Genomic DNA, 8,551 nt, shown 5'->3' on the forward strand with positions numbered 1-8,551 from the left:
ATTAGTTCTTGGTGATCGCGTGGTAGAGCGGCACGGAATCCCAGCCGAACTCAACGTTGCTGACCGTGTCGGACCAGACACCCGAGGTGTTCTGGTACCACAGCGGGATGGTCGGGAGGTCCTGCAGCAGGACTTCCTGAGCCTCGACGTACTTGGCGGTGGCTTCTTCAACGCTGGACGCCGCGGCGCCTTCCTTCAGGAGCGTGTCGAATGCCTCGCTGCTGTAGCCCTCGTAGTTCGAGCCGGCACCGGTCTGGTACAGCGGCGCAAGGAAGTTGTACAGCGACGGGTAGTCGGCCTGCCAGCCGGCGCGAGTAGCACCGGTCAGTGCCTGAGCGTCACGGTCTTCAAGTGCAGCGCCGAAGGTCGGGTACGGCTTGCCGACTGCGTCGATGCCGAGGGTGTTCTTGACGCTGTTGACGACGGCGTCGACCCAGACCTGGTGGGGTCCGTCGGCGTTGTAGGCGATGTCAAAGGTGCCGGTATACGGCGAGATGGCATCGGCTTCGGCCCAGAGTGCGACGGCCTCTTCGGGGTTGAATTCGAGCACTTCGGAACCCGCGAGGGAATCGGAGTAGCCATCGATAACCGGGGAGGTGAAGTCGGTGGCGGGGGTGCGGGTGTTCTGGAAGACGACGTCGGTGATCTCGGCGCGGTCAATGGCCATGGAGACGGCGGCGCGACGCAGCTTGCCCTCATCGCCGGACCAGTGCTCGAGGTAGTACGGCATGTTGAAGGCCTGGAATACCGCGGCGGGCTCGTTGATGAAGGTATCCGGGAAGTCCGACTCGTAGCTCGCGAGGGCGGATTCGGGGATGGCATCGAGCACGTCGAGGTCGCCGCCCTGCACGGCCGCGTAAGCGGCATCGAAGGAGGCATAGAAGATGATGGTTAATCCATCATTGGCAGGGGTGCGCACACCCGCGTAGTCCGGGTTGGTGACGAGTTCGATCTGCACCTCGTGCTCCCAGGCGTTCTCGCTCGCGAGCTCGTACGGGCCGTTGCCGATCGGGTTCTGACCAAAGGCATCCATGTCTTCGAAAGCAACCTCGGGCAGCGGCGAGTAGGCCGTGTAGCCGAGGCGGAGCGGCCAGTCGGCCTCGGTTCCGGCGAGCTCCACGGTAAACGTGGTGTCGTCGACGACCGTCAGGCCGGACATGGTCTCGGCAAGCGGCGAGGCAACGCGAAGAACGTTGCCGTCCTCGTCGGTCGCGCCGGTCGGGTCGTCGATCATGTTGGAGACGTCGGAGTAGCCGACGATGTTGTCGAAGAAGTAGGAGGAACCCTGCGCGTTGGTGGACAGCGCGCCATAGTTCCAGGCATCAACGAAGGACGATGCCGTGACGGGCTCGTCGTTGGTGAAAGTCCAGTCATCTTTCAGCGTGACGGTCCAGGTCGTGGCGTCGTCGGACTCGATTGACTCGGCGACCTCGTTCTGAATCTCGCCGTCGGCCGAGTACGAGACCAGGCCGGCGAAGATGGACGTGATGATCTTTCCGCCGCCCACCTCGGTGGTGTTGGTCGGGATCAGCGACATCTGCGGCTCGCTGCCGTTCGTCGTGATGATCGCGGTGCCGTCAGCCGATGTCGTTGATTCTCCAGCGCAACCCGAGAGCACGAGGGCTCCGGTCGACGCGAGAGCGATGGCAACAATGCCCATTCTCCTGATTTTCAATTCCTGCTCCAATGCACAAAAGGGCGCGTGACACCGCTCTTGACCGTGTCACGCGCCAATAGAGTCAACCCAATTTTGACCGCGAAAGCACCGGCGCAACATTGGGGGGTTGTTACGACCCTAGTTTGTTACTTATCCAGATTGGGCAATACGGTGAAAAATTTTACAGACGCGCAATCTATCTGACAACTATTGAGCGTCACATACTGTCATTTTGCACATATGTTGCGGGGCGGGTTTCGAACGGATGCTTCCCCCGCGATCGCGACGCGAGCGTCTGCGGATGCCGGGGTGGCAGGATAGGGCCATGCCGCCAGCATCCGCCCCGCACCGTTCCCGGCTCGGAAATTCACCGTTGTATTGGGAGATCGGCATAGTGCTCGCGCTGTCGCTCGGGGCGTCGGCCGTTTACTCGATCGTGTCGATCGTGGCCCGGCTCACCGATGTAACACCGCTCGCCGACCAATCAGCGACGATCAACGGCTCGCAGTCGCCGCGGGAGTGGCTCGACTTCACCTACCAGTTTCTCGGCATCACGTTCGGGCTCGCAGCGGTAGCGCTGGTGCTGTTTCTGCTCTGGAAGCCCGGGCAGAACCCGTTCACCCGGCTCGGCTTCGACCTGACCCGGCCAGGTAAGGACCTACTCGGCGGGTTCGGGCTGCTGCTCGTGATCGGTATTCCGGGGCTCGCGCTCTACCTGGCCGGGCGCGCCTTCGGCTTCACCGTGGCCGTCGTACCCTCACCGCTCGACACGTTCTGGTGGACCATCCCCATTCTCGTGTTCGCCGCACTGAAGGCGGCGCTGGTCGAGGAGATCATCGTGGTCGGCTACCTGTTCACCCGGCTGCGTGAGCTCGGCTGGTCGATCTGGACGATCATTCTGAGCTCAGCCGTGCTGCGTGGCAGCTACCACCTGTACCAGGGCGTCGGACCGTTCTTCGGCAACGTGGCCATGGGAGTCGTGTTCGGCTGGTGCTACACCCGCTGGGGGCGCACCATGCCGCTCGTGGTGACGCACTGGCTGCTCGACATTCTCTCGTTCGTCGGGTACCCGCTCGCGCTGGCCTGGTGGCCGGGACTGCTCGCCCCGGCCAGCTAGCCCCGTCCCCTACTCGAAGGCCTCGGGCGGCGGGCAGGCGCAGACCAGGTTGCGGTCGCCGTAGGCGTTGTCGATGCGACGGACCGAAGGCCAGTATTTGTTGCGCACGAGCGACGCCAGCGGATACACCGCCGTTGCCCGGTCGTAGGGATGCTCCCACTCCCCCTCGATCACGGACTGCGCGGTGTGCGGAGCGTTGTGCAGGGGGTTGTCGTCGGCGGGCCAGCGGCCGGCGGCGACGGCATCCGCTTCAGCCTTGATCGCGATCATGGCGTCGCAGAAGCGGTCGATTTCGCCGAGGTCTTCACTCTCGGTGGGCTCGACCATGAGCGTGCCGGCGACCGGAAAACTCATCGTCGGCGAGTGGAAGCCGTAGTCGACGAGGCGTTTGGCCACGTCGTCCACGCTGATCCCCGTGGCCGCGGTGAGCGGACGCAGGTCGAGGATGCACTCGTGTGCGACCAGGCCGTTTTCGCCGGAATAGAGCAGCGGGTAGCTGTTCTCCAGGCGCTTGGCGACGTAATTGGCCGCGAGCACTGCGGCGCCGGTAGCCTGCTTGAGGCCATCGATGCCCATCATGCGCACATACGCCCAGGAGATGGGCAGGATGCTCGGGCTGCCGTAGGGCGCGGCCGAGACCGGTCCGCCGGCGTGCACGACGGTGGCCGAGGCTCCCCCGCTGCCGAGCAGGTAATGCTCGTCACTCTGGGCAAGCGGATGCCCCGGCAGGAACGCCGCGAGGTGCGCCTTGGCCGCAACCGGGCCGACGCCCGGCCCGCCGCCGCCGTGCGGGATGCAGAAGGTTTTGTGCAGGTTCAGGTGGGAGACATCGCCGCCGAAATCGCCGTACCGCGCGAATCCGAGCAGCGCGTTGAGGTTGGCGCCGTCGACGTAAACCTGGCCACCGGCCGCGTGCACGGCCGCACAAATGGTGGCGACCTCGTGCTCATACACGCCGTGGGTGGACGGGTAGGTGATCATGAGCGCGGCCAGATCGGCGGCGTGCTCGGCGATCTTGGCGTGCAGATCGGTCAGGTCAACGTTGCCGAGCTCGTCGCAGGCCACGACCACGACACGCATGCCGGCCAGGGCAGCGGATGCCGCGTTGGTGCCGTGCGCGCTCGACGGGATCAGGCAGACCGTGCGGGCACTCTCCCCATTGGACTGGTGGTAGCCGCGAATGGCGAGCAGCCCGGCCAGTTCGCCCTGGCTGCCGGCGTTCGGCTGGAGCGACACAGAGTCGTAACCGGTGACATCCGTGAGCCAGGTTTCGAGCTGGCGCACCAGGTGCAGGTAGCCCTCGACGTCGGCGCGCGGTGCGAATGGGTGGATTCCGGCGAATTCGGGCCAGCTGACGGCCTCCATCTCGCTCGCCGCGTTGAGCTTCATGGTGCAGGAGCCGAGCGGGATCATGCCGCGGTCGAGCGCATAATCGTAGTCGGCGAGGCGCTTGAGGTAACGCATCATGCTGGTCTCGGAGCGGTGCGTGTTGAACACCGGGTGGGTGAGGAAATCGCTGGTGCGTTCGAGATCGGTCGGCAGCCCGTGCTGCACGGCGTCGAAGTCGACGTGGCCGAATGCCGAGCGGCCGCCGAACGCTCCGACGATATAAGAGAGGTCGGCAAGCGTGGTGGTCTCATCCACCGACACGCTGATGATGTTCTCATCGACCTGGTGCAGGTTGTAGCCGCTCGCGGCTGCCTTCGCGACGACCTCGGCGGCGCCCGCCGGCACGTTGATCCGGAACGTGTCAAAGAAGGCGTCGGTGAGCACGTCGACGTCGATCGCGCGCAGGGCGGCGACGAGGGCACCGGCCCGCTCGTGCACCCGGGTGGCGATCGTTTTCAGGCCCTCGGGCCCGTGGTAGACGGCATACATGCCGGCCATGACGGCGAGCAGCACCTGGGCGGTGCAGATGTTCGAGGTGGCTTTGTCGCGGCGAATGTGCTGTTCGCGTACCTGCAGGGCGAGGCGGTAGGCGGGGTGGCCGGTGGCGTCCACGCTCACTCCCACCAGGCGGCCGGGCAGCTGGCGTTCGAGTCCCTTGCGCACGGCCATGTAGCCGGCGTGCGGTCCGCCGAAGCCCATCGGCACACCGAAGCGCTGGCTGGTGCCGACGGCGACGTCGGCGCCGAGGTCGCCGGGCGATTTCAGCAGGGTGAGGGCGAGCAGGTCAGCGGCCACAACGGCGAGCGCCTTGTGTTCGTGCGCCAGGTCGATGACGCCCTCAGGGTTCCAGATGCGACCGGAGCTGGACGGGTACTGCACGAAGACACCGAAATAGTCGCCGAGATCCTCGGCCGTGGTCTGCTCGCTCAGGTCAACCTGGACGAGTTCGATGCCGAGTACGGCGGCGCGATTGGCGAGCAGCGCGTGCGTCTGGGGGAAGGCATCCGTGTCAACGATGAATCGGCGCGAGCCCGACTTGGACGCGCGCAGGGCGAGCAGCATGCCCTCGACGACTGCCGTTGACTCGTCGAGCATCGACGCGTTGGCCGTGGTCAGCCCGGTGAGGTCGGCGATCATGGTCTGAAAGTTGATGAGGGCTTCGAGCCGGCCCTGCGAGATTTCCGGCTGGTACGGCGTGTAGGCGGTGTACCAGCTGGGGTTTTCGAACACGTTGCGCTTGATCACGGCGGGCGTGAACGTATCGTAGTAGCCCTGGCCGATCATCGAGCGTTTGACCGTGTTGCGGCCGGCGAGGGCGCGCAACTCCGCGACGGCCTCGCTCTCGGTTGCGGCGGGCGGCAGGGCGCTGTCGCCGTCCTGCCGAAACAGGTCGGCGTGGATCGACGCGGGCATGGCGGCGGAGACGAGGTGTTCCACCGAGTCGTAGCCGAGCGTGGCGAGCATGTGGGACTGGGCGTCGGCATCCGTTCCGATGTGACGCTGAGTGAAAGCCTGGCTCATAGTGCGTCTACTCCCCGATCAGGGCGGAATACTCGGCAAAGCTGAGCAGCGTGGGGAGAGTCTCGAATTCGACCTTGATCAGCCAGCCCGCGCCGAAGGGGTCGCTGTTGACCAGTTCGGGGCTGTCCACGACGGCGTCGTTGGTTTCTGTGACGGTGCCGTTGACCGGAGCGAACAGTTCACCGACCGACTTGGTCGATTCGATTTCGCCGACGACCGTGCCGCTGGCGACGGTGCTGCCGACGCCCGGCAGTTCGACGAAAACGACGTCACCGAGCTTTTCGGCGGCATACGCGGTGATGCCGACGGTCGCGACGCTGCCGTCGACTAAAACCCATTCGTGCTCGGCGGTGTATTGAAGTTCGGACGGCTGAAGCGAAGATGTGTTTGTCATGGGATTGCCTTTCGCAGGGTGAGGGTCTACTTGACGCGCTTATAGAAGGGGAGCGAGGTGACGGTCGCCGGAATGCGGGTACCCCGCACGTCGACGTAGACCTCGGTGCCGAGACGGGCGAGGTCGGGGCTGACGTAGGCCATGGCGATCGGGTAACCGAGGGTCGGCGACAGGGCGCCGCTGGTGATGACGCCGTCGGCGTTTTCCGCGTCGACGCTGCGGAAGATCTCGTAGTCCGCGCGTCCGGCACGCTTGCCAGCGGCAATCAGACCGACCAAAACGGATGCCCCAGCCTCCGGCCCCGCAACGCTGGCCGCTCGGCCGACGAAGTCGTTCTCCTTCTTCAGGTTGACGACGCGGCCGAGTCCGGCCTGGACCGGGAAGGTGTTGAGGGTCAATTCGTGACCGTAAAGTGGCATGCCAGCCTCGAGGCGGAGGGTATCGCGGCTGGCCAGCCCAGCCGGCACCAGGCCTCGGTCGGCGCCGGCGACCACGAGTGCGTCCCAGAGTTCACGGGCCTGGTCGGCCGCGAGGTAGAGCTCGAAACCGTCTTCACCGGTGTACCCGGTGCGGGCGACCAGCAGCGGCTGGCCACGGAAGAAGGCATCCGTGATTCGGTAATACTTCATGAACAGCAGGTCGGTGCCGACGTCGGTGACACCGCCGGTGGCGCGCAGAATGGCGAGGGCGTTCGGACCCTGCACGGCGATCAGCGCGTAGTCGTCGCTCTGGTCAACGACGCTCACGGCGAAGCCTTCGGAACGGGCGAGCAACGCGTCGAACGCGGCGAATCGGTTGCCGGCGTTGGCCACAACCAGAAACTTGGTTTCATCGAGGCGGTAGACGACGAGATCGTCGATGATGCCGCCGTTCTCGGCCAGCAGCAGGCTGTACTTGGCCTGCCAGAGTTCGATACCCGAGAGCTCGCCGGCCAGCGCGTAGTCGAGGTAGGCGGCGGCATCCGTGCCTTCGACCAGAATTTCGGCCATGTGGGACAGGTCAAACAGGCCGGCCGCGTTGCGCACGGCGTGGTGCTCGGCGAGATCGCTGGAGTAGCGCACCGGCATCTGCCAGCCGGCGAAGTCGGTGAAGCTGGCACCGGCATCGACGTGCGCCTGGTGCAGCGGGGAGAAGCGTTCGGTATTTCGTGAATCGGTGGAGTCGGGGGTGCTGGAATCGGCCGTGGTCATGAGTTCTCCGGGTCACAGGGCGGTGTGTACGGCTCGTTTGAGCCGCGTGGGAACTCCCCCTCTGTCGCTCGTGCCTGAGAGCTTCACCAGCGCGGGCGCTGACTTTCACCGTGGGCGAGATTGTCAGGCACACACAATCTACTTTTCAGAGTGGCCAGTTCGATGCGGTACGAGTACCTGAGAGATTGTCGGGGAGGATTGCTCCTTCGGTGTTCGCACGCTGTCGCGCCGAACTCTCCCGCACCGTCCATATAGCCCGATATTCAGTTGTGGTAGCGCTCAGCCTAGCCCCACACTCCGCTGCTTCCGCGTCGATGGCTGTCCAGCAGGTGGGTATCGATCATGCCGATCGCCTCCATCAGGGCGAACATCGTGGTCGGTCCGACGAAGACGAAGCCGACCTTCTTGAGGGCTTTCGCGAGCGAAACGGATGCCTCGGAGCTGGTCGGCACGTCTGCCTGCGTTCGCGGCTGCGGGGTTTCGTTCGGCTGGAACCCCCAGACGAAGTCGACCAGTCCGCCCTGCTCGCGCAGCGCGACGGTGGCCTGGGCGTTGGTGATCGTCGCGCGAATCTTGAGGCGGTTGCGTACGATCGCCGCGTCGCTCAGCAGGCGTTCGACGTCGTCCTCGTCGAAGGCAGCGACCCGGTCAGGGTCGAAGTCGGCGAATGCCGCACGAAAACCGGGGCGCTTGCGCAGAATGATCGCCCAGGACAGCCCGGATTGGAACGCCTCGAGGCTGATGCGCTCGAACAGGGCGTGTTCAAAGCGCACCGGAATACCCCACTCGGTGTCGTAGTAGTCGCGGAGCATCGGGTCGACCGCAGCCCACCGGGGTCGGGCGAGGCCGTCGGGACCGACGATGGCGCCGGAGGCTGGTGGGATTTCTGTCATCCAGTCCATTAGAACACCGCTCGCCACAGGCGGCGGCCGAGGTGAGCGAGAGGACTAAAGTCGCAGCCAGAGCCAAGGAGACGTCTTCAATGCGCTCGGCGATCAGAGTGCGAACCTGGATTGGCTGCACATCCTGAGTCCGTACTTCTGGGCGTTCGGTGACAGCCCGCTGAGCACCGGGGTGAACGTGACGACGATCGTCGTGTTCTACGCCGTCTCGCTCCTACTGGCGGCGGCGGCAGCCATCGCCCTGCACCAACGCGACATCGGCGTGTGAGTCACTAGGAGTCTGCTGAACAACTTTGGGTGTGGTTTCGCTTTTTTTAAGGCGCGCCTGCCGGGGGTTGGCTCGTGGTCGTTAAGACTGGGGTGATGCAGGGTCGTGATGAT

Annotated in this window: 6 protein-coding genes and 1 riboswitch; of the genes, 1 reads left to right on the forward strand and 5 read right to left on the reverse strand. The window is 65.0% G+C overall.

What is annotated here, in order from left to right:
* Nucleotide 1: 1 nt before the first annotated feature.
* Nucleotides 2-1,660 carry an ABC transporter substrate-binding protein gene (locus E3O45_RS04250; protein ID WP_241979009.1) on the reverse strand — a complete coding sequence of 553 codons (1,659 nt, stop codon included), beginning with the start codon at nt 1,658-1,660 and terminating at the stop codon, nt 2-4.
* Nucleotides 1,661-1,982: 322 nt separating this feature from the next.
* Between E3O45_RS04250 and E3O45_RS04255 the strand changes: the two genes are divergently transcribed.
* Entirely contained in the window at nt 1,983-2,774 is a 792-nt protein-coding gene (locus E3O45_RS04255; protein ID WP_134442009.1) for a CPBP family intramembrane glutamic endopeptidase, read from the forward strand.
* 9 nt (nt 2,775-2,783) lie between these two features.
* Here E3O45_RS04255 and gcvP read toward each other — a convergent pair whose 3' ends face one another.
* The 4 genes from gcvP to E3O45_RS04275 form a co-directional block, all read right to left on the reverse strand.
* A complete protein-coding gene (gene gcvP / locus E3O45_RS04260; protein ID WP_134442011.1) occupies nt 2,784-5,684 on the reverse strand; it encodes an aminomethyl-transferring glycine dehydrogenase in 2,901 nt (966 codons plus the stop codon).
* 7 nt (nt 5,685-5,691) lie between these two features.
* On the reverse strand, nt 5,692-6,078 hold the full coding sequence (gene gcvH / locus E3O45_RS04265; protein WP_092450303.1) for a glycine cleavage system protein GcvH: 387 nt from the start codon (nt 6,076-6,078) through the stop codon (nt 5,692-5,694).
* A 26-nt stretch (nt 6,079-6,104) separates the two neighbouring features.
* Nucleotides 6,105-7,268: a glycine cleavage system aminomethyltransferase GcvT gene (gene gcvT, locus E3O45_RS04270; protein WP_134442013.1), complete on the reverse strand. Its 1,164-nt coding sequence runs from the start codon at nt 7,266-7,268 to the stop codon at nt 6,105-6,107.
* A 155-nt stretch (nt 7,269-7,423) separates the two neighbouring features.
* Nucleotides 7,424-7,519, reverse strand: a riboswitch (glycine riboswitch).
* Between the two features lie 33 nt (nt 7,520-7,552).
* Nucleotides 7,553-8,161 (reverse strand): DNA-3-methyladenine glycosylase I, encoded by a 609-nt coding sequence (locus E3O45_RS04275; RefSeq protein WP_092450450.1) that lies wholly within the window; start codon nt 8,159-8,161, stop codon nt 7,553-7,555.
* Nucleotides 8,162-8,551: the final 390 nt, after the last annotated feature.

The sequence above is a fragment of the Cryobacterium sp. TMS1-20-1 genome, from assembly GCF_004402355.1.
Classification (GTDB): Bacteria; Actinomycetota; Actinomycetes; order Actinomycetales; family Microbacteriaceae; genus Cryobacterium; species Cryobacterium levicorallinum.